Genomic DNA, 21,612 nt, shown 5'->3' with positions numbered 1-21,612 from the left:
AAATATTAATAATTTAATTTTATACTTAAATAAAAAAAAATCAATTTATAAAATTTAAAACTTTTTATTAATTTATTGTCTATAAACAACAAATTTATTTTTAATTAAAAATAACATTTTTTGTTTTTAATCTATAATTGTTTAATCAATAAAAAATATGTTTATATTTATTAAAATTATTGTATATTTATTAAAATATTTGATAAAAGCAAAAAATTATTCAAAAGGAAATTAAATGAGAGCATCAGAGAAATTGTTATATGGTTTTGGAGATCTAGGAAACAGTCTTACATATACTACTATTGGATTTTATTTTTTATTTTATTTAACTGATATTGTTAAGATTGATCCAGCGATTGCTGGAACAATCCTTTTTTTAGTAAAAATATGGGATGCTATAATTGATCCATTTATAGGTACAATCTCAGATTCAACAAAATCAAAATGGGGTAGAAGAGCACCTTTTTTTTTGTTTTTTTCATTTCCTTATGCCTTAACATTTATACTGTTATGGCTCAATCCTTTTACAAATAATTTAAAAATAATTTATGTTTTATTGATTTACCCTTTGTATGTTACTTTTGCAAGTCTTATTCAAATTCCTTATAATACACTTTCTGCTGAACTTGAAAATGATTATGATGAAAGAACTTCAATGACAGCATATAGAATGTTTTTCTCTATTATTGGAAGTTTGTTGGTAGCTGTAGTTCCCATGCTTATAGTTAATGGTTTTTCATCTAAAAGGTTTGGATTTTTTATTATGGGATTGGTGATTGCTATCCCATCGTTTTTTTCTGCTTTAAGTAATTTTATAATTACTAAAAATCATTATTATTCAAGTAAAGTTATGAATAACAATTTTACAAATGATTTTAATAAGAAAAAATTAAAGAAAAATGATATTAATAAAAGTGAAATTGAACTTGAAAATAGATCTAATATTAATAAAACTAATAATAAAGGTTTTAAAATACAATTTGATAATTATAAAATATTAATCAAAGGTATATTTAAAAATCGTCCTTTTATTTGGGTAATGCTAATATATCTTTTTACATGGATGATGGTTGCAGTTGTATCTGCAACATTAATCTATTATATCAAATATGTATTAAATAATGAAAAACTTACTTCTGTAATTTTGGGATCTATATTTATTACTGCAATAATATTCTTACCATTCTGGGTCAAAATTTCAAAAACCATTGGTAAGAAAAAATCTTTTACAATTGGAATGGGATCACTTGCAATTATTTTAGCTATCTTTTCTATAATTAATGTTAAATCATATTTTATTGTTTATTTCTTAGCTTTTTTAAGTGGTTTTGGTGTTGCCTGTGCTCATGTTATTCCCTGGGCAATGATTCCTGATGTTATAGAATATGATGAACTAAAAACAGGGCAAAGAAGGGAAGGTATTTTTAATGGTGTAATTTCATTTATGCAGCAATTATCATCCTCAGCAGCAATGTTATTTATTGGATTTATTTTAAAAATATCAGGTTATGTTCCAAATGCAGTTCAAAAAAAATCAGCATTAATTGGTATAAGATTTTTAACAGGAGGATTAACCTCCATTCTTATAATTTTGGCAATTATTTCTGCATATTTTTATCCTATAACAAAACAAAAACATAGTAAAATTTTAAACCTTCTTAAACAAAAAAAGAAATTAAATGTGGAGACTGATTAGTTTTTAAAATAATATGAATTTTTAATTAATAATTAATTTTTTAATTAATAGTTATATTTAAAAGAAAAATATTAAAAAAGATTTTAATAAAAAAAATCTAAAAAGATTATTTTTAATGAGGGGAATATTTTGAGATTAATTATTAAAGAAGCAAATACAAAAAAATTATGGAATGAGTTTATAAATTTTCAGTATGACTTATATAAAAATGAAAATAATTTTGTTCCTTTATTAAAATCAGAAGTTAAAAAAATTGTCTATCCAGATAAAAATGTTTTATGGAAAAAAGGGGTACATAAACTGTTTTTAGTTTATAAAAATAACAAAGTTGTTGGCAGAATCGCTGCTGGTATAAATAATGAATTAAACAATAAAAAGGGATTTAAAGAGGGATATATAACACTTTTTGAATCAATAAATGATTATGAAGTAGCAAAATTGCTTTTTGATGAAAGTTTAAAATACTTAAAAAAATCAGGAATGAATCTTGTTAGAGGACCTATATCTCCTACAAATGGGGATGAATACAGAGGTTGTCTAATAGAAGGACATGAATATCCACCAGTTTTTTTAAATATTTACAACATGAAATACTATCAAAGTTTTTTTGAAAATTATGGATTTAAAAAATATATTGATTTATATGCATATAGATATGATATTTCTAAAATTGATTTTGAACGATATTTAAAAATTTTAAAATATGCAAAAAAGAAATATGCATTTGAAATTTATCCTATAAATATGAAAAATCTTGAAAAAGACCTATATGACATAAAAACTATAGTTGAAAAAGCTATGCCTGAACAATGGCCTGATTTAATACCTCCTGATATTTCAGAAATAAAAAAAATGGCAAAAGAATTAAAACCTTTTGTTGTACCAGAATATGTGTTAATAGCAAGAAATGAAAAAGGTGAACCCATTGGGTTTAATTTAAGCATGTTGGATTTTAATCAGGTGTTGAAAAAACTTAATGGAAAGTTATTCCCATGGAATATTTTTAAAGTTCTAAAATATAGAAAAAAAATTGATACAGGAAGGTCATTTGTGATGTTTGTAATACCAGAATATAGAAAAAAGGGTGTTTCACATTCCTTATATATCCAGCTTTTTTACAATGGTTATAAAAATGGGTTAAAATATGCTGAAGGCTCAACTATAGGGGAGACAAATTATCCAATGAGAAGGGATGCAGAAAAATTAGGTGGAATAAAATATAAAACTTATAGAATTTATGAACTTAAAATATAGATTAAATCAAATAAAAAAGTTAAAAGAAATTTTTAACATTAAATTATTAAAATTATAATAATTAAAAAAAGTTTAATAATTGAATTATTAAAGAAAAATAGCAGAAAAAAAAGTTGACAAAAAAATATAAATCTTTATTAATTTGACCATCATATAAAGAAATGTTTATATGATGATTTTTTTTGGATTTTAAAAATATTTTTTAGTCAGTTATATTATTATTGTTATTAATTTTATTACATTATGAAATTAGGCTTTGCTGAAGAATAATTTAAGAATAAAAGATTGTTTAATTGTTTAAAATAATATACTTATTTTTTAAAAAGTTTAATTTAGTTTTATACGATTATTGAATGCTAATAATTGGTACAATTACTAAAAAGAAAATAAAACATGATATATATAAAAATTAAAAAAAAATATAAATAAAAATAGTAAAAATAACATTAAAAAGGTATTAAATAAAAAATGGAAAAGGTGTATACTTTTAAAAATCTTTTGAAGATTACTAAAGCAATTGCTGATGAAACAAGATTAAGGATTTTAAATATATTATTAAATAGAGAATTGTGTGTTTGCGAAATTCAAAATGTACTTAATATGTCAGAACCCAGAATTTCAAGACATCTAAGAATATTAAAATGTGCAAATTTAATTGATTTCAGGAAAGAAGGTAAATGGTATTATTATAGAATTTCAAATGCTTCTAATCTTAACTATTTATTTAAATTTTTTAACATATATTTTAATGATAAAATTTTTTTGAAAGATATTGAAATAATGGAAAATGCAAATATTTCCTGTACTGTTGAGTATAAGAAAAAAGATGAAAATTAATATAACTAACATTGCTGTATTTTGTTAAAAATTTTTAATTTAACTTATATTTACGGTTAAAAAAGTTTTTTTTAAAAAGAACATATAAAGAATTCTTTATATTTATAAATATAAATAAAATTAAGGATTAACATTATGCAAATTATTTATGAAGTATTGAAAGCAGGCTGGTTCTCATTAACAGATTATTTATCAGCACATGTTATAACATGTTTAGTACCAGCATTTTTCATAGCAGGTGCAATTACAATCTTTATTTCAGAAGATAAGGTTTTAAAATATTTTGGATCTAATGTAAAAAAAATTATTTCTTATTCGATTGCTTCAATTTCAGGTGTTGTACTAGCAATATGTTCATGTACAATACTTCCATTGTTTTCAGGAATATATAAAAGAGGTGCTGGAATTGGACCTGCTATAGCTTTTCTATATTCAGGTCCAGCAATAAATATTTTAGCAATCACTTATACTGCAAAACTTCTTGGTTTTGAATTGGGAATAGCAAGAGTAATTGGCGCTGTTAGTTTTTCAATTGTAATTGGATTAATTATGAGCGTTATATTTATAAATCATGATAAAAAAAACAGAGAAAAACAAAATAATAATGTTTCTTTTGCATCAACAATAAAAATAAAAGAGAGAAGGTCAGAATTGATAAATATAATTTTTTTTATTGATCTTATACTGATTTTAATTTTTGCATCCTCTAAAAAATGGTTATTATTAGCATTTACTTTAATAATAATAATATTTATGACTATTAAATATTTTACTAAATATGAATTTAAAATGTGGATGATATCTACATGGGATTTTTTTAAGCAAATTTTTCCTTTACTTTTAGTAGGTGTATTTTTAGCTGGTATTATAAAATTTTTTGTTCCACCAGAATTTATAGCAAAATGGGTTGGTAATAACAGTTTTGTTTCCAACATTTTAGCATCAGTAGTTGGAGCTTTTTCGTATTTTGCAACCCTTACAGAAATACCAATTGTTAAAGCTTTATCTGAATTGGGTATGGCAAAAGGTCCAACTTTAGCGTTATTATTAGCAGGTCCTTCATTAAGTTTACCAAATATGATAGTTATTAGCAAGATTATGGGATGGAAAAAAGCAATTACTTATATTGGCCTGGTTATAGTAATGGCTTCATTAACTGGAATGATTTATGGGTATTTGTTTTAAATTATAATTATTTTGTTTTGTGCAAATTATAAAATTAAAACTTATAAAATATAAATAAAATAATAAAAAAAGATAAAAATAATTTATTGAAAATAAAAAGATACAAAAATAATACAAACAACTTTTTAAAATAAAAAACTAAAAAAGTAGAGGAGAGTTTTATGTCAAATATAATTGAAGAAAAATTAAAAGAGGGGTTACCATTAATTGTTGATTTTGGTTCAGATACATGTGTTCCCTGTAAAATGATAAAACCAGTATTAGAAGAGATAGCAAAAGAATATGAAGGTAAATTAAATATTTTGATTTTAAATGTTAATGAACATTTAGAACTGGCAAGAAATTTAGGTGTTATGTCTATTCCTTCACAATTTTTTTATGATAAAGATGGTAGATTGATAGGTAATCATGTTGGTTTTATTCCTAAAGAAGCTTTTGAACAAATAATTGAGGAACATCTGGGAATAAAAATTTAATTAATTTTAGAATATAAGATGTGAATTATTCTTAAATTTTAAAAACTAAAAGAATTTAATATATAATATTATTAAAAATATCTATAATATAATTAAATATGAGGGTGTGTATGAAGAATAGGAAAAAACTATCTTTTTTTGAAGAATATCTTACTCTATGGGTTATTTTCTGCATGATAGCAGGGATACTGATAGGAAGATATCTAAAAATTATTCCTGAAACTTTAAACAAATTTGAATATGCAAATGTATCAATACAAATTGCCATATTAATCTGGTTAATGATATACCCAATGATGTTAAAAGTGGACTTTCTGAGCATTAAAAACGTAGGGAAAGCACCAAAAGGGTTATTTGTTACCTGGATTTCTAATTGGTTGATTAAACCATTTTCAATGTATTTGATTTCTTATTTATTTTTTAAAATTATATTTAAAAACATTATTCAAGATACACTTTCAAATGATTATCTTGCTGGAGCGATTTTATTGGGAGCAGCACCATGTACAGCTATGGTTTTTGTTTGGAGTTATTTAACGGATGGAAATGCTGCTTATACTGTTGTTCAGGTTGCAACCAATGATTTGATAATACTATTTGCTTTTGTTCCGATAGTTGGTTTTTTATTGGGTATAAGTGGTATCAGTATTCCATGGAATACATTGTTTTTTTCAGTTATTATTTTTGTCTTAATTCCATTAGTTAGTGGAATTACAACAAGAATTATTATTGTTAAAAGAAAGGGCATTGAATTTTTCAATAATATCTTTATACATAAGTTTGATAATATAACTGTAGGTGGACTTTTGTTAACTCTTATTCTAATTTTTTCATTTCAGGGTGATGTGATTTTAAAAAATCCTTTACATATATTTTTAATCTCAATTCCGTTAATAATTCAAACATTTTTTATATTTTTTATAACATATTTTTTTGCATATAAATTGAAAATTCCTCATAATATTTCTGCACCTGCTGGTATGATAGGGGCTTCCAATTTTTTTGAATTATCAGTTGCAGTTGCAATTTCTGTTTTTGGGCAAAATTCTCCAGTAGTATTAGCTACTATTGTTGGAGTTTTAGTTGAAGTTCCAGTTATGTTATCTTTAGTTAAAATAGCAAATAGTACAAAGAATTATTTTGTATTTGACTATGAATAATATTTTAAAAAACTCTTTATTTAATTAAAGAATTGTTTTAGTTTTTTTACAAATTTATTAGCTATTTTTTTATAGATTTAAATAATATATTTTAGCCCTTATTTTTCTTAATTTTTAATCTTCTGTATTAATATTTATCAAAAGTTTCTAACTTTTTAAAATTATTATAAAACTGCTCTTTAAAGGCTTAAAACTTTTCATTGAATAAATGGTAAAAGATTATAAAATATATTTAGTTTCAATTTAATATATATTTATTTAGTTTAATATAGATATATTTGATTTAATTTAAGATTTATAAAGATTTATTTAAAAGGAATTAAAAAATATCTCTGGAATAACAATGAACCATAAAATTAGATTTAAATTATATTTTTTAATTTTTATTTTAATTTTTTTAGTATTGCTATCCTGTGCATTTCATCAAAGTGTAAATCAGGATTTTGAACTAAAAAATATTTCTAATATTGCCTTTGATTTTTCTTCTTATATAAATAATTGCATTGCTATTTATGGGGATACAAGAAATGGATATGATATTCATAAAAGAATTGTTAAGTTGATTGCTAAATTTAACCCTTTAGCTGTTTTCAATACCGGGGATTTAGTTCATAATGGAAATAATAAAAATCAATGGAAACAATTTGATAACATAACTAAAAATTTAAGAGCACTTTTCCCATACTATCCAGTAGCAGGTAATCATGAAAATGAAGCAAAATATTTTTATGAAAGATTTAATTTTAACAATGGAAAAGGCTGGTATAAAATAGTTGTAAAAGATTATCTTTTTGTTTTGTTAGATAGTAATGTAAAAATGGATAAAAATTCAGAACAGTATAGTTGGTTGGTTAATGTACTAGAAAATAGCATTGATAAACAATCAAAGAAAAGTAGATATAAACAAGTTGTTTTATTATTTCATCATCCTTTGTTTTCAACTGGAAGGCATCCTGAAGATGAAAAAAAATTAAAGCCAATATTACTACCTTTAATAGAGAAGTATGGAATAAAAATAGTTTTTTCCGGGCATGATCATTGCTATGAGAAATCAAAATATAAAAATACATATTTTATAACAACAGGAGGGGGTGGAGCTCCTTTATATAATCAAACTAGAAACAGTAAATATTCTTTGAAATATCTTCCTGTTTATCATTTTGTAATTATGCAGGATATAGGGGATAAAACTATTTTAAAAGTTTTTGATATAAATTTAAATATAATAGATGAAATTGAAATAAAAAATTGTAAAGTAGCAGTAAATATTAAATAATATAAAAATTATATTTTGTGTTATTACTTGTATTAATTTAAAATAATTTATATTAACAATATCAATAATAAAGTGTGGGTTATATCAATAAAAATGTGTAAATAAGTTACAATTTTAGAATTATAACTTATTTAGTTTTGATAATTTATATTATTTTTTATTGAATAAAATTTAGAAAAATATTATTTTTAAAAAAACATTATTTTAAAATAAAAATATAATTTTAGAAAAATATATATGTTGTTATAAATTAAAAAAAATGCAATAGTAAAAAAAATAGATGGATAAAAGTTATCAAATCAGGAATAATATAATGTTTGAAAATATAATAGATGAAAAAATATCTGAATATATTGAAAATGTTAAAGAGATTCTTAACAATTTACTAGATCTTTCTAAATTAATCAATAATAAAGATCTTATAAATAAATTTGAAAACTATATTGAAAAGAAAGAGTATTCTTTTTTATTAACAGTTGCAGGAGAAGTAAATGCAGGAAAAAGTTCTCTTATAAATGCAATATTGGGTGAAAATGTTTTAGATGTTGATGTAGTTCCTACTACAGACAAAATTTATTTGATTTATTATAATCATGATAAAAAAATTGATATAGAATCTAAATACTTTGTAAAAGTTGGATTAAACTATCCTGTTTTAAAAAATATTACAATAGTAGATACACCAGGAACAAATTCAATAATAAAAAAACATCAAGAGATTACAGAAGAGTTTATTCCAGCCAGTGATCTTGTTTTCATAGTTTTTTCTATTGATAATATTTATACACATTCTTCCTGGGACTTTTTAAAGTATGTTGCAAATAATTGGAAAAGAGAGATAATTGTAATTATTAATAAAATAGATAAAGTTGATAAAGAAGAATTAAATATACATATTAAAGAAGTTGAAAAATTAATTAATAAAGCTGGTTTGAAATCAATAATATTTCCAGTATCTACAAAATTATACTTAAATAACGAGATTAAAAAAAGTGGGTTTACAGAGTTAAAACAATATATTAAAGATAATCTTGAAAATAAGAAAAAATTAAGATTAAAATATAAATCAATGTTAAATTTTTCAAAAAAAGTTTTTGAAATGATTAATTATGATTATGAGATATTATTGAAAGATTTTAATATTCATAACAAACAAAAACAAGAAATTATCAAGATAATAGATAAATTAGAAACTGAACTTGAAAATAGAATTGTTGAACTAAAAAACAATATTGAAACTTATATTGTAAATGAAAAAAAGAATTTATTAGATGATTTTGAAGAGATGTTTACTCATAGTGAAATTGCATCTAAAAGTATAGTGGGTTTTTTTAATAAAAATAAAAAATTAAAAAATAGGGTTAAAATTTTTGTTTCTTCATTTGAAGAAAAAGTTAAAAATTATATAAAAAATGAAATAACTTCTTTTTTCAAATATTTTACAAACTATTATTATGTCGAACTTAAAAAATTAGATAAGATTGTTAATAATATAGAGTTTGCAAAAGAATTCAAAGCAATGAAACCTTCTTTAACTTCCGAGACTTTTAATAAAAATGAATTATTAGAATTTTTTGAAAACTTTAAAAATGATTTTGAAAGATTAGAAGCAATTAACTACCTATCGATTAATGAACGTGTGGAAAATTTTTCATCAATGCTTTATGGTGGTACAGCAATTGCTATTTTATCTATAGTTATGATTGCTGTTGTGCCAGGTTTAATTGCTCTTGGTTCAGGGTTATTTTTTTCTTTTTTTGGAATATTTTTAGCTTCTAAGGGTATTAAAATAAATAGAAAAAAAGTAAGCAAGAAAATTGATAAACAACTTAAAATATTTATTGAAAAAACCAATAACATTATTGATAACAATTTAAAAAAAGAATTTGAAAAAAACATTGATATTTTAAAAACAGGTTTTAAAGATTTTTTTGTAATAGTTGATAATGAAGAAAGTAAAGTTAATGTATTGGATTCAAATATTTCAAAAATAAAAAAGCAATTAAATAGATTATTTTAAATTTAATAGTTTATTATCTGAATATTTGTCAATTTTTTTATTATTCATTATTCTAAAACTTATTTGATTATTTAATTCTTTAAGATTATAATATATAATATGTATGATTTTAAGTGTTAGCCGAAGAACTGATATTCCTGCTTTTTATTCTCAATGGTTTATTAATAGAGTGAAACAGGGTTTTGTTTATGTCAGAAACCCATTTAATTTCCATATGGTAAGTAAAATTCCTATAAATCCAGATATTATTGATATTATTGTTTTCTGGTCTAAATACCCTAAACCCCTGATAAAAAAATTAAAATATTTAAAAGATTATAAATATTATTTTTTATATACAATAACAGGATATGGTCCAAAAATAGAAAAATATGTTCCACCATTAGAGGAAACAATTGATGTCTTCAGAAATTTATCTTTTTTAATAGGAAAAGAAAAAGTTGTATGGCGATATGATCCAATACTTTTTACAGATTTTATAGATTTAGATTATCATATAAATAATTTTAGAAATATAGCAGAAAAATTATCAGGATTTACCACAAAATGTATTATTAGTTTTGTAACTTATTATAAAAAAACTAAAAAAAATATGAAAGATGTTAAATATATAATTCCTGATAAAAGTTTAAAATTAGAACTAATAAAAGAAATATCAAAAATTGGAAAATTATACAATTTAAAAATAGAAACATGCAGTGAAGAACAAGATTTTAATGAGTTTGGAATAACCCACGGAAGTTGTATAAATAGAGAGCTAGTTGAAAAAATAACTGGAAAAAAGATTAATGCTAAAAAAGATCGATATCAAAGAAGTGCTTGTGGTTGTATTGAAAGTGTTGACATTGGGGCTTATAATACATGTTTGTATAACTGTCTATATTGTTATGCAAATTTTGATAGAAAAAGGGTTTTAGACAATTATTCTTTGCATGATGTCAATTCCCCTTTACTTTATGGTAAGATTAGTGGAAATGATAAAATATATGAGAGGAGATAAAGATGTTAAAAATATCAAAAAGATTAAAATGGATAGCTAGAATATGGAGCATTCCAATTATCTTTATAGTTTTATTAATATTTATTGGCAATCTATGGGACATTGCAACTAATAAATCAGTAGATCAATATATGGTTAGTAATGGAACTTTCATTGAATATTTGCCCCCTATACTTATATCTCTTAGCACAATTGGTCTAATATTAGCATGGAAATGGGAATATTTAGGTGGAATTTTAACAATAATTTTTCAATTAATCATGTTAATAGTTTTATTTTTTCAGACACCTCTTTTTAAAAATTTCCCAAGGTCGCTTATACCATATATAATTTTTTTGATTGTAATAACACCAGGAATATTGTTTGTATTAAGTAGTAAGAAATTAAAAGATGAATAATGCAAAAAAAATTTTATAATACTATCAGTTAAACTATTTGCTAGTTCAACAACTTAAATTATATAATTTTTATAAAAAAAGTTGATTTTTTTTATAAATATATTATATTAATAATGAGTGAGCAATCACTCATTATTAATATAATTATTATCAAGGTGAAAAAATGTCTAAAAATAAAACCAAGAAAGATATATACAATGATTTAACTGATTCAAATAATGATAAAAAAGAAAAAATTATTAAATCTGCTTCAAAAATATTGGAAAAAAGTAATTACTATAATATGAAAACTTCTGAAATTGCTAAAAAAGCCAATGTTGCTGAAGGTACTTTATATCGTTATTTTAAAAATAAAAAAGAGATTTTTATAGAAACAATTAAGTATGTAAATAACAAACTTTTACAAACTATTTTAAAAGATGTTTCTGAAGAAAAAACTTTGGAAGAAAATCTTAAAACTATTGGGAAAACTTTTTTTAAATTCCAGAATGAGATTAATTCTTATTATACTATTCTTTATAAAGCCTTTTCAGAAGTTGATGATAAAGAAATTAAAAATGAAATTTTTAGGGTTTATACCATTGGTATTAATAAGGTTAAAGAATTTATCATTGGGGGGTTAGAAAAAATAAATCTTCCCTATGATGAAAAGAAAGTAGAAATTATGCTTATGATGTTATGGGGTTTTGGAGATATATACTGGAAAAGAATGAATATTGATAATCAATTAAAGTTTGATGATAAATATATCCAGATGATGATAGATATTGTTAAAACATTTTTAATATTATAATTGTTTATAATACAATAATTTTGTTTTTTAAAATTTCTAATTCCTATGACTTAAATAAGAAATAATATTTAAAGTAATTAAAAATCAAAAAAATATAAAAATTTAAAAAATATATATAGCATTTAAAAAACATCTATTATTTAAAAAATATATAGTATTTAAAGAAATATTGTATCTAAAAAAAATATTATTTAAAAAATAAAGAAAATAAGAAATATATTGAAAAATTATTTATAGATTAAAAAAATAAGGGGAGTAAATATGGTTATTGTTACTGGTTCAACAGGACACCTTGGAAATGTTTTAATTAGAAAATTAATATCAAAAGGGGAAATTGTTAGAGCATTTATCTGTCCTGGTGAAAATCTTGAACCTATAAAAGACCTTCCAGTAGAAAAGATATATGGTGATATTACTGATATAGAAAGTATAAAACTTGCATTTGAAGGTGTTGATATTGTTTATCATCTTGCAGGTATAATTTCAACAAAACCAGGAATGAAAAAAATATTAGAAAAGGTTAATGTTGTAGGAACTAAAAATGTTATTAAAGCATGTAAAATTAATGGGATAAAAAAGCTTGTTTATGTTAGTTCTATACATGCTTTAAAAGATCAAAAAAAAGGTATTATTAATGAAAAAACTGAAATTAATCCAATAAAAGCGATTGGAGATTATGGATTTTCAAAAGCTAAAGCAACACTAGAAGTATTTAAAGCAGTAAAACAGGGATTAAATGCTGTAGTGGTTTGTCCAACAGGAATAATTGGACCTTATGATTATAAACCATCTCAAATGGGAAATTTAATTTTAAGTATAATAAATGGTAAATTTCCTGTTAAATTAACTGGGGCATATGATTTTGTTGATGTTCGAGATGTTGCTGAAGGAATAATACTTGCAGCAAAAAAGGGAAAAACTGGTCAGCATTATGTTTTGTCTGGAAATAGAATAAAAATATCAGATTTAATCGACAAAGTAAGTTTGTTGGTAGGTAAAAATCCACCAAAGATTACAATTAATTCAAAGTTAATGTATGTTTATGCATTATTTAATATAATAGGTTCATTTTTTACAAAAAAGACACCATTAGTAACTTTTGAATCAATTTATATTTTAAACAGTAATTCAAATATTTCAAACAAACTTGCAAAAAATGAGTTGAATTATAATCCAAGACCGCTGGATATAACCTTAAAAGATACTGTAAAATGGTTTAATGATAATAATAGGCTATTTCAAAATTTATCATTGATGCGATTTTAGAAATTTAAAAAAGTTTAAATAATATACATATATAGATTTCAATTGAAAATTTATAATTTATCTATAAACTTTTTTAGTGAATTATTAAATTTTTCAATTTAAAAAAAGTTGTTTGAAATTTAGCTATTAAATATGTCCTTTTAAAAGAATAACTTTTATAAATTAAATAAAAAACAAATTGGTGGAGAAAATGAAAAAACTAAAATATAATATTATATTTATAGATGCAGATGGTACACTTTTTGATTTTGATAAATCAGCAAAAGATTCTTTAAAAATGACATTTGCTTTTATTGAAAATAATGTTGGTAAAAATAATTCAAAAGTTGAAATAAGATTTGACAATGAAATATTAAAGAAAGATATTTTTTTCAATTATTCTTTTGATTATCTTTTTGAAGTATATGAAGAGGGTAACAAAGAAGCCTGGAAAAAACTTGAAAAAAAATTAATTGATATTGATACTTTAAAAAGGACAAGATTTAAATCATTATTTAAAACTATCGGTATTGATTTTGACCCTTTATATGCAAATGATATTTATTTAGCATATTTATCTAATTCTTCTAAATATATAAAAGGTGCTAAAAAATTTTTAGAAAATTTAAAAAAATATAAACAAAAAAATAATGGATTTCCCATATATGTTCTTTTAACAAATGGACTTGCAGAAGTTCAGCATTCCAGGATAAATATTTCAAAAATAGATAAGTATTTTGATTTTATAGCTATTTCAGAAGAATTAGGTGTAGCTAAACCTGATAAAGAAATTTTTAAAATAAGTATTGAAAAAATGATTGAAAATAAAATTATAAACCAGAATGATATAAAGAAAATCATTGATAAAAAAAATATGATAATAATCGGGGATAGTATTTCGTCTGATATAACTGGTGGGAAAAATTTTGAAATTGATACATGTCTGGTTGATTTTAAAAATAAGAGTATTGTAAAAAGTGATAATTCTAAAAATTATATGAAAAATCAAACTTACAAATATCAAGAAAACTCAACAAATGAAATTATTCCTGATTATATATGTGATAATTTTGATTGTGTAGAAAAAGTATTGGAAATTAAATTATAATTAAATTATAATATTTACATTTATTGACAAATGGTAATTTTTTGTTAATTTTGAATCGATATGAAGACACCCCCGTAGCTCAGCAGGATAGAGCAGCAGTTTCCTAAACTGCGGGTCGGACGTTCAAGTCGTCTCGGGGGTAATAATAAAGGGGGCCAATTTTTTAGCCCCCTCTATTATATTTTGAAATTATGTACACCAAATTCATTTTTATTTACTTTTTATAATTTATTTTATTTCTAATTATAATATATTTTATTTTTAAAATACATTATTGTAAATAAAATATTACCTAAAAATGAATTGTTCTTTTGTTTAGATTAATAACTTGATTAAAGTTTTTTATGGCATAGCCACCAATCATAACATTCGATTTCACCTTTAGCTTTTTGTTCTTCTCTTTGTTTAATTGCATCAACACTGCCTGCAGGTGGAACTATAACTCTATCTTTAATTAGTTCATTATTTGGCCATTTATGAGGCATTGCAACTTTGTTTTTATCACTGATTTGTAAAGCTTTTAATGCTCTTAAAATTTCATCCCAATCTCTACCAACTTCAGCAGGATAGTAAACAATTGCTCTTACAATCCCTTTTGGATCAACAATAAAAACAGCTCTAGCTGTACTGCTTCCACCTTCAGGTATCATACCTAATTTTTCAGCTAAAAGTCCCCTATCATCAGCAATAATAGGAAATTCAATTTTTTGTTTTAAGTTTTGCTCTATCCATTCTGTCCATTTAAGATGAGAAAATACCTGGTCTATACTTAACCCAATAACTTCAGCACCTAATTCTTTAAATTGTTTTAATCTTATTTGCATCCCATAAAATTCTGTGGTACATACAGGCGTAAAATCAGCTGGATGGGAGAATAAAACAAACCATTTACCTGAAAATACCTCAGGCAAATTCATCATACCATGTGTAGTATTGATTCTAACTTCTGGAAATTTTTGACCTATGTTTATCATAGCGTCCTCCTTTTCTAAATTATTTTAATTTTATTTTTAAAATTTTATTATTAATTTTAATTATTATTGAAAATAATAATAATTAAATTACATATTAATATTCTTATATTTTATATTTTTATTTATACATTGTTATTTACATAACCTTTATTTTTTTTACATTACATTTTTATATAATAGCTATTATTTATTTTTTATATTAATCCTTAATATATTTTTGTGATTATTGTTTACATTTTTTTATAGTAAAACTAAGGATTCAATATTCTATTATTCCTGTATTAAAGGTGTATATTGTCTCGTAGCCAGTTCTTTATCAATCATAAATAGTGCATTTTTACTATCACCTATTAGTTTTAATTTGTCTATGATTTCTCTATCATTTTCTTCTTCTTCAACCTGTTCATCAATATACCATTGTAAAAAATTATAAGTTGCTCTATCTTTTACCTCTTCAGCAATATCAACAAGGTCGTTTATACATTTTGTTATATGTTGTTCATGTTTTAAAGTTTCTTCAAAAGAATGCAATGGGGATTCCCATTTATTTTGAGGTTTAACGATTTCAAAAAGCTCAATTTCACATCCTCTTGAAAGTAGATATCTATAAATTTTCATTGCATGATCTGTTTCTTCTTTGTATTGAACCATCATCCAATTTGCAAAGCCTTTTAATCCAATGCTTTCAAAATATGCTGACATCTGCAAATATAGGTATGCAGAAAACATTTCCTCATTAATTTGTTTCATTAGTGCTTTTTCCATTTTTTTATTCATAAAAATCCTCCTCGTATAATATATTAAAAATAAAAGTACTATTGACAACCTAATAATATTAGGGATAATAAATATAGTATGTGTTTAATGGATAAAATACAAATAGAAATCTCCTTGTCTTTTTAAAGACTTAATTAAGAATTTTGATTTTATCCATCTTAAATCTATATATCAGGCTGTTTAGCAAATATTCAGGATGTTACAGGATTCGAAGTTATTCGTCTCACTGTGTATTCGAGGTTGTGCAAATGCCAGATATTAAAAAAAAATTAAAAGGAGTTGAATTATGTTTTTTGTGGGTATTGATGTAGCAAAAAAATCTTCTGAAGTTTGTATTATCAATGAAAAAAGAAAAATTGTTAAAAAATTTAAATTAATTCATAATTCTAAGAATTTTAAAAAGTTTTTTGAAATTATTAATAAACTGTCAAATAATAAAAATGATTTTGAATTTGCTTTAGAAGCTACAAATGTTTTCTGGAAACCAGTGTTCTTTAGTATTAGAGAAAAAGGATATAAAATTTCTCTTGTTAATCCTTATTCCTCTTCCTATTTCTCTAAATCCTTTAATAAACATACTAAAACTGATAAACAAGATGCTTTAAATCTTGCTATCCAGTTATCTACTGGATTAATTAAAGAATCACTGGTTCCAGAAAATGATGTCTCTAACCTAAGAGAACTCATAAAGGAATACAATTTCCTTATGAAACAAATATACAATCTCAAAAGAAGAATTTCAAGTATTTTACAAAAAACTTTTTATGAGTATGATATTGTTTTTAGAGACCCTTTTAATGTTACATCAAGAACCATTTTAAAAAAATATCCTTCTGCTTTTGCTTTAGCCAAAGCTAACAAAAACGATATTGTTAAAATTTTTAGATCAATTAAAGGTAACAATAATTCTGAACATAAAGCTAAAAAAATTATTGAATTTGCTAAAATTTCTATTACTCCAAATAATGGCATTAAAGCTAATGAATTTAATCTAAGAAATCAAATTACTGTGTTAGAACTTCTTCTTGAACAAATAAAAAATATAGAAAAAAATATTAACCTTATATTAAAAAATTTAGAATTTAATTATTCTGATAATAATAACAAAAATAGTATTAACCCTATAAAAGCTGTTTTATCAATCCCTGGTGTTGGTAAAAAAACAGTTGCTACAATCATTGGTTGTTGTGGTGATTTAAACAAATTTACTAATGTAAATAAATTTTTAGGATACATTGGCCTTTACCCTGGTAAAGATCAAAGTGGTTCTAAAGATAGGGCATATCAAAAATCAAAAGGAATCTCTATTGTTAAAAAACAATTATATTGTTGTGCTGTATCTGCTTTAATGCATAATAATGAATTAAAACAGGTTTACCTTAATGAAATTAATAAAGGAGGTAATTCTAAAAAAGCTATTTTTAAAGTTATGGTTAAACTTGCTAAAATTATCTGGCATTTGTATACTTATTCCTCTATTTATGATCCTGTTAAGGTTTTTGTTGCTAAACCTCATTGTGCCTGATATATATAAATGTCAAAGAACACTAATTATATTAGGTTGTCAACATCCTATTTTTTTTATTTTTTTGTTGACATATTATAGGATGTCTTAAATTTTCAATCTAAATTATTTTTAATTTTAAAATTAAACTCACTTAATTTTATTAATTTATTTTACTATTTTTAGTTTTAAATGATTTATTATATTCAATAAATTAATTTATAATATTTATTTTATTGTTTTAATTTATGGTACTTTAATTTTAACTTAACTTTTTTAATTTAATTTAATTTTGTTTTATTTTATTTTTTCTTTATTTTCACTTAGTTCTTTTAATGTTTTTAAAACTTCTTCAACATGACCTTTAACTTTTACTTTTTTCCATGATTTTAATATTTTTCCTTCAAAAGAAATTAAAAAAGTTGATCTTATGGTTCCATAGTATGTTTTTCCATACATCTTTTTTTCACCCCATGCACCAAAATTTTCTATCACTTTATGGTCAGGGTCAGATAACAAAATTATTTTTAAATTATGCTTTATAATTCTTTAGTGCAACCAGAAGTATTATCTTTTGGATAAAAGTATAATATTACCCATTTCCCTTTATGATCTTTAAGACAATGTAATTTTTCATTGTTATTTTTCATACAAAAATTAAAAACTTCTGTTTTATTTTTTTCCATGTTTTCACCTTTTTAATTCTACTTTATTGTTTTATTAATATTATTTTCATTCTTTAACTTTTTAAAATTCTCAATCATCGTTTTTTATTTTATCTGACATTTTTTACATATTCCCTCAAAATTTATAGATATATTTTGTATGAGATTATTATTTATAAACTTTAGCTTTTTTAATGAATTTATATTAATAATATTATTATCAATATCATTAATGTTAATATCAAAAATTTGTTTACAAATTTTACAATAGAAATGAGCATGAAAGTTTAAAAAAGCATCATAATGAGTTGAATTATCATCAAATATTATCTTTTTAATAATTCCTTTTTTAAGAAAAAATTCTAATGTATTGTAAACAGTTGCTTTTGATAAACTTGGTAATAATTTATGTAAATCATCATAAATTGTATTTGCTGTTGGATGATTATTATTTTCAATTAAATAAGACAAAATATAAACTCTATGATTTGATATTTTAATATTTTTTTCTGATAAAATTGATTTTGCTTTTTGTATTTCCATAAAACTTTAATATCCATTCTAAAATTTTAATCTTTCTAAATTTGTAATTATTACAAAAATAGAATAATATAAAAATTAGAATAAGTCAATAGTTTTTTTTATATTTTATATTGCATATTTTTTATTAATAATTAATCTCTATCTAAATGGTAGTTGATAATAAAAAAATGATTTAAAACAAAAATTAAAATAAGAATTAAAGTATAGATTAAAAATATTACAAAATTAAGGAGATTTAGAAAAAATATCCATACATTATGAAAGAGGCCAATAACATTTAATAAAAGATAAAATATAGATATTAAATTATAAAATTATGAATTTCTATTTAATAAGTTTTTATTTTTATTTTAATTTAATTTATTTATTTTTAATATTATTTTAAATAGGTTTATTAATTATTTTATTTTAAGGATTGTATATGGAGAATACTATTTCATCAAATGAGTTAAAAAATACTGTTAAAATTGAAAAAAACGGCAAAGAAATTTATCTTGTTGGAACAGCTCATGTTTTGAAAGAGAGTGTAGAAGAAGTTGAAAATGTTATTAATAGTGTCCAACCTGATAAAGTTTGTGTAGAATTATGTGAATCAAGATATAAATCTTTAAAAGATAAAGAAAAATGGAAAAAACTTGATATTGTTAAAGTGATAAAAGAAGGGAAAGGTTTTTTACTATTTGCAAACATGGTTTTATCTTCTTTTCAAAAGAGAATTGGTTTGGATATGCAGTCAGCCCCTGGTGAAGAGATGATTAAAGCTATTGATATAGCTGAAAAAAATAACATTGATATTGTTTTAGCTGATAGAGATATAAATGTTACATTAAAAAGAGCATGGAGCTTATCTTCATTTAAAGATAAGCTAAGAATATTAGAAGTTTTATTGGAATCAATTTTTACAAATGAAAAAGTTGATAAAAAAGATATAGAAAACTTAATGGAAGGTAAAGACATTTTCAATGAGATAATGGATATATTTGCAAAAAAATTACCTATGGTTAAGAAATCATTTATTGATGAAAGAAATCTATATCTTGCTAATAAGATTCTAAATGCAAATGGAAGTAAAATTGTTGCTGTGATTGGTAAAGGGCATTTAGAAGGGATTAAAAAGCTTATAGAAGATGGGTTTGATTATGATGAATCTATTGAATATGTTCCACCAAAAAAAACATATGGTAAATATATTGCCTGGATAATAACAGCATTTGTATTACTTGTTTTTGGATATGGTTTTTATAAAGGGGGAGCAAAAGTTGCTTTTAATATGTTTAAAGCATGGGTTCTTGCAAATGGAATATTTACTTCTATTTTTGCTCTCTTAGTTTTAGCTCATCCACTTACAATTTTGGCTGCATGGGTTGTTTCTCCTATTACTTCTTTAAATCCAACTATTGGAGCAGGATTTGTTCTTGGTATAGTGGAAGCATTTTTTAGAAAGCCAAGAGTTATGGATTTTGAAAGTCTCTCTGAAGATATATTAACCTTTAAAGGATTTTTTAAAAACAGGATTACAAAGATATTATTGGTATTTATTGCAACTTCTATTGGTTCAGCAATTGGTACATTTGTGGGAATTCCCTGGATAACTGCTTTATTGAAATAGAGAAAAATTAAAATAATACAAAATAATTTAATGTATTTAAAATGTTGAATAAAAAAGAAAAAAGATTAAAAATTGATAAAAATTTTATTTTGAATAAGAATAATTTAAAACTTATTTTCAAAATTATTTTTAATAATGATTTAGAAGATTTTAAAAATAATCTAAAAAAACAATATAAACAAAAATTTATCGATATTCAGAATAAAATCGAGTTTAATGATTTTATTAATTATTTTTATGATTATTTTAGTAAGTTGTATCTAAATGTATTTAACAATTCCAGAAGGTTATTTAATAAATATAATATGCCACAAAACATTCAAAACCATTCTGTTTGCGTTTCATTAAATACTCTATTTATCATTTTTAATTTAAAGATTGGGAAAATAGAGAAATTAAATAAAAATAATTATTATAGAAATGTTGTTTTTAAAAAAATTAAAAAATTTTATTCAATTTTGTTAAATAAAAAAGAAAGAAACAAAATTTTTAATTATTCGATTGTTTTATATAATGCAATTATTAAGTTGATAAAATATAAAAATTACTTTTATATGTCTTTATTTTTAAAGTATTTACAAGAAAAAAAAATATATAATTTATTAAAAACAGACTTAGATATACAAAAAGGAGAAATTTTTTTAAAATTTCTGGTTAAACAAATAAATGCAAGTCTTTTGCATGATATTGGGAAAATATTTGAAATTAAAAAAGAATCTAACTATAATCATGCAATTACAGGGTATAATATTTTAAAAAATGAAAATTTATTTTATGAAGCTATTTGTTCAAAATATCACTTGATAGATGGATTTTTTGAAATGAATAGAGCACTATCAATTTTAATTGTTAATGTTTCTGATAAAATGGTTATGCATAGTAAATGTGTTATGTTAAAACAAAGATTTGAAGACTTGATAAAAAGATATCCACAATTTAAAGAGAAGTTTACTTACAGAAATTTTAAGATTTATAAATATTATTTTTCTATATTTAATATAAAAAAAAGAAGAATTTTAAATTATTTTAATAAAATTAATTTGTTATTTAATTAAATTATATTTATTTTAAATTATATTTATTTTATAGATT

At 22.5% G+C, this 21,612-nt stretch carries 21 protein-coding genes and 1 tRNA gene; 17 read left to right on the top strand and 5 right to left on the bottom strand.

Annotated elements, in window-relative coordinates:
- Nucleotides 1–235: 235 nt before the first annotated feature.
- The 14 genes from ACZ5EC_RS05210 to ACZ5EC_RS05145 all read left to right on the top strand — a co-directional run bounded on the left by ACZ5EC_RS05210 (nt 236) and on the right by ACZ5EC_RS05145 (nt 14,590).
- Nucleotides 236–1,696, top strand: coding sequence for an MFS transporter (locus ACZ5EC_RS05210; protein WP_464303896.1), 1,461 nt, complete (start codon nt 236–238; stop codon nt 1,694–1,696).
- A gap of 129 nt (nt 1,697–1,825) precedes the next feature.
- Entirely contained in the window at nt 1,826–2,950 is a 1,125-nt protein-coding gene (locus tag ACZ5EC_RS05205) for a hypothetical protein (protein WP_464303895.1), read from the top strand.
- 468 nt (nt 2,951–3,418) lie between these two features.
- The gene (locus ACZ5EC_RS05200) at nt 3,419–3,787 is read left to right on the top strand and encodes an ArsR/SmtB family transcription factor (protein WP_464303894.1); all 369 of its coding nucleotides are present in this window, start codon (nt 3,419–3,421) and stop codon (nt 3,785–3,787) included.
- A gap of 135 nt (nt 3,788–3,922) precedes the next feature.
- The gene (locus ACZ5EC_RS05195; protein ID WP_464303893.1) at nt 3,923–4,972 is read left to right on the top strand and encodes a permease; all 1,050 of its coding nucleotides are present in this window, start codon (nt 3,923–3,925) and stop codon (nt 4,970–4,972) included.
- Between the two features lie 161 nt (nt 4,973–5,133).
- Nucleotides 5,134–5,448, top strand: coding sequence for a thioredoxin family protein (locus tag ACZ5EC_RS05190; protein WP_464303892.1), 315 nt, complete (start codon nt 5,134–5,136; stop codon nt 5,446–5,448).
- Between the two features lie 110 nt (nt 5,449–5,558).
- A complete protein-coding gene (arsB, locus tag ACZ5EC_RS05185) occupies nt 5,559–6,608 on the top strand; it encodes an ACR3 family arsenite efflux transporter (protein ID WP_464303891.1) in 1,050 nt (349 codons plus the stop codon).
- 343 nt (nt 6,609–6,951) lie between these two features.
- Nucleotides 6,952–7,884: a metallophosphoesterase family protein gene (locus tag ACZ5EC_RS05180; protein ID WP_464303890.1), complete on the top strand. Its 933-nt coding sequence runs from the start codon at nt 6,952–6,954 to the stop codon at nt 7,882–7,884.
- Nucleotides 7,885–8,197: 313 nt separating this feature from the next.
- Nucleotides 8,198–9,904 (top strand): dynamin family protein, encoded by a 1,707-nt coding sequence (locus tag ACZ5EC_RS05175; protein ID WP_464303889.1) that lies wholly within the window; start codon nt 8,198–8,200, stop codon nt 9,902–9,904.
- A gap of 103 nt (nt 9,905–10,007) precedes the next feature.
- Nucleotides 10,008–10,904, top strand: coding sequence for a DUF1848 domain-containing protein (locus ACZ5EC_RS05170; protein ID WP_464303888.1), 897 nt, complete (start codon nt 10,008–10,010; stop codon nt 10,902–10,904).
- Between the two features lie 2 nt (nt 10,905–10,906).
- On the top strand, nt 10,907–11,302 hold the full coding sequence (locus tag ACZ5EC_RS05165; protein ID WP_464303887.1) for a DUF7670 domain-containing protein: 396 nt from the start codon (nt 10,907–10,909) through the stop codon (nt 11,300–11,302).
- Nucleotides 11,303–11,465: 163 nt separating this feature from the next.
- Nucleotides 11,466–12,095 (top strand): TetR/AcrR family transcriptional regulator, encoded by a 630-nt coding sequence (locus ACZ5EC_RS05160; RefSeq protein WP_464303886.1) that lies wholly within the window; start codon nt 11,466–11,468, stop codon nt 12,093–12,095.
- 261 nt (nt 12,096–12,356) lie between these two features.
- Nucleotides 12,357–13,361 carry an SDR family oxidoreductase gene (locus ACZ5EC_RS05155; protein ID WP_464303885.1) on the top strand — a complete coding sequence of 335 codons (1,005 nt, stop codon included), beginning with the start codon at nt 12,357–12,359 and terminating at the stop codon, nt 13,359–13,361.
- 190 nt (nt 13,362–13,551) lie between these two features.
- Complete coding sequence (locus tag ACZ5EC_RS05150) at nt 13,552–14,448, top strand: HAD-IA family hydrolase (protein ID WP_464303884.1); 897 nt, start codon at nt 13,552–13,554, stop codon at nt 14,446–14,448.
- Nucleotides 14,449–14,516: 68 nt separating this feature from the next.
- Nucleotides 14,517–14,590: transfer RNA gene (locus ACZ5EC_RS05145), tRNA-Arg, on the top strand.
- A gap of 190 nt (nt 14,591–14,780) precedes the next feature.
- Here ACZ5EC_RS05145 and ACZ5EC_RS05140 read toward each other — a convergent pair.
- Nucleotides 14,781–15,422, bottom strand: coding sequence for a peroxiredoxin (locus tag ACZ5EC_RS05140; protein ID WP_464303883.1), 642 nt, complete (start codon nt 15,420–15,422; stop codon nt 14,781–14,783).
- A 270-nt stretch (nt 15,423–15,692) separates the two neighbouring features.
- A complete protein-coding gene (locus ACZ5EC_RS05135; RefSeq protein ID WP_464303882.1) occupies nt 15,693–16,199 on the bottom strand; it encodes a ferritin in 507 nt (168 codons plus the stop codon).
- Nucleotides 16,200–16,485: 286 nt separating this feature from the next.
- On the opposite strand from ACZ5EC_RS05135, the gene ACZ5EC_RS05130 reads away from it, so the two are divergent.
- The gene (locus ACZ5EC_RS05130) at nt 16,486–17,724 is read left to right on the top strand and encodes an IS110 family RNA-guided transposase (RefSeq protein WP_464303632.1); all 1,239 of its coding nucleotides are present in this window, start codon (nt 16,486–16,488) and stop codon (nt 17,722–17,724) included.
- Nucleotides 17,725–18,000: 276 nt separating this feature from the next.
- Here the strand turns inward: ACZ5EC_RS05130 and ACZ5EC_RS05125 are convergent, their stop codons facing one another.
- The 3 genes from ACZ5EC_RS05125 to ACZ5EC_RS05115 form a co-directional block, all read right to left on the bottom strand.
- Nucleotides 18,001–18,246, bottom strand: coding sequence for a peroxiredoxin (locus tag ACZ5EC_RS05125; protein WP_464304154.1), 246 nt, complete (start codon nt 18,244–18,246; stop codon nt 18,001–18,003).
- Nucleotides 18,243–18,389, bottom strand: coding sequence for a redoxin domain-containing protein (locus tag ACZ5EC_RS05120; RefSeq protein ID WP_464303881.1), 147 nt, complete (start codon nt 18,387–18,389; stop codon nt 18,243–18,245). Before ACZ5EC_RS05120 ends, ACZ5EC_RS05125 begins: the two co-directional genes overlap by 4 nt.
- A gap of 84 nt (nt 18,390–18,473) precedes the next feature.
- Nucleotides 18,474–18,911, bottom strand: coding sequence for a Fur family transcriptional regulator (locus tag ACZ5EC_RS05115; RefSeq protein ID WP_464303880.1), 438 nt, complete (start codon nt 18,909–18,911; stop codon nt 18,474–18,476).
- A 421-nt stretch (nt 18,912–19,332) separates the two neighbouring features.
- On the opposite strand from ACZ5EC_RS05115, the gene ACZ5EC_RS05110 reads away from it, so the two are divergent.
- Together ACZ5EC_RS05110 and ACZ5EC_RS05105 are read left to right on the top strand one after the other, a co-directional pair.
- Nucleotides 19,333–20,520 carry a TraB/GumN family protein gene (locus tag ACZ5EC_RS05110; RefSeq protein ID WP_464303879.1) on the top strand — a complete coding sequence of 396 codons (1,188 nt, stop codon included), beginning with the start codon at nt 19,333–19,335 and terminating at the stop codon, nt 20,518–20,520.
- A 41-nt stretch (nt 20,521–20,561) separates the two neighbouring features.
- Nucleotides 20,562–21,575 carry an HD domain-containing protein gene (locus tag ACZ5EC_RS05105; RefSeq protein WP_464303878.1) on the top strand — a complete coding sequence of 338 codons (1,014 nt, stop codon included), beginning with the start codon at nt 20,562–20,564 and terminating at the stop codon, nt 21,573–21,575.
- Nucleotides 21,576–21,612: the final 37 nt, after the last annotated feature.

The sequence above is a fragment of the Exilispira thermophila genome (assembly GCF_055389015.1).
Note: the sequence above shows the minus strand (reverse complement) of the source record. Positions and strands in the feature narration are given on the sequence as shown.